This window comes from Nostoc sp. CALU 546, assembly GCF_048836525.1.
In genome coordinates this window covers 1-1,530 of the sequence record NZ_JAWJTF010000404.1, presented here as the reverse complement: position 1 = coordinate 1,530, position 1,530 = coordinate 1, and the positions used below count along the sequence as shown (strand labels likewise).

Here is a 1,530-nt window from a genome sequence, read left to right as displayed (position 1 = left end):
AAATTAGTTCAGAAATCAAAGCGGATTCCTATATTTTAAATGCGTATTAGTTTCTTTTTGTTAAATCTCATTATTTTTTTGTGAGGATTGCCATTATGCCAAATTATATCGGTTGGATGATTTACCAAAACAAACTTGTTTTTATTATAGTTTCCAGATAATTTTTGTATTTTATATAAATTAAAAATAATAATTAAATGTCACAACTTAAACCTAAAAAGATTGAGTTATATGAAATTAAAGATATAGATCGGCTGCCTCAACTGCAAAAATTTTCAACAGCAGACCGCTTGGCAATGAAAGCAGTTGCCCAAGTATTGCCGTTCCGTGTCAATAATTACGTAGTAGAGGAACTGATTGACTGGGAGAATATTCCCAATGATCCCATCTTTCGCCTTACCTTTCCTCAAAAAGAAATGTTGGCTCCTGAATCTCTAGACAAGGTTATTTGGCATCTGCAAAATTCTACACCAGAAGACCTGCGTCAAGTAGTAAATACGATGCGATCGCAACTTAACCCCCATCCAGCCGGACAGGTACATAATATTCCCACTTTAGACGGAAAACAAGTACCAGGAATTCAACATAAATATCCCGAAACAGTCTTAATTTTTCCGACAGCAGGCCAAACTTGTCATGCATATTGCACATTTTGCTTCCGTTGGCCGCAGTTTGTGAAAATGGACGGAATGAAATTTGCTACCCGTGAATCAGGACTTTTCCAAGAGTATCTCCGCCAACATCAAGAAGTCACAGATGTTTTAATTACTGGCGGAGATCCAATGACAATGAAAGCTAGACATCTGGCTTTATATATTGAACCACTGCTAAATTCTGGTTTTGAACATATTCAAACAATTCGGATTGGTACTAAATCGATCGCTTACTGGCCTTATCGCTTTGTTACAGATGAAGATGCTGATGATATCTTACGTTTGTTTGAGAAAGTAACTAGCTCAGGCAAACATCTTTCTATTATGGCGCACTACGATCATCCGACAGAAATCAAAACTGAAATTGCTCAAGCAGCGCTCCAACGCATTCGTAGTACAGGCGCACAGATTCGCACCCAAGGGCCACTCATGCGGGGAATTAATGATTCTCCGCAAGTATGGATAAAGATGTGGAAAGAACAAGTTCGTCTTGGTTGCATTCCTTACTATATGTTTATAGAACGAGATACTGGAGCAAAACATTGCTTTGAAGTACCAATTATTCGAGCTTGGGAAATTTATCAAGCAGCAATACAAAAAGTGTCTGGGTTAGCTCGTACCGCTCGTGGCCCAGTCATGTCAGCACTACCGGGTAAAGTTGCAGTGGATGGCGTAACTGAGATTTATGGCGAGAAAGTATTTGTACTTTCTTTTTTGCAAGGACGCGATCCCAATTGGTGTAAACGCCCTTTCTTTGCACGTTATGACGAGAAAGCAACCTGGTTAACTGATTTAGTTCCAGCTATGGGAGAAAAGGAATTTTTTTATGAGAATAAGTTACAGGAAATTCTGAAAATACAAAGTTGAATTGGGGATT

General features: G+C 38.5%; 1 protein-coding gene. It reads left to right on the top strand.

Annotated elements, in window-relative coordinates:
* Positions 1-197: 197 nt before the first annotated feature.
* Entirely contained in the window at positions 198-1,520 is a 1,323-nt protein-coding gene (locus RRG12_RS44060; protein ID WP_420762562.1) for a KamA family radical SAM protein, read from the top strand.
* Positions 1,521-1,530 lie beyond the last annotated feature (10 nt).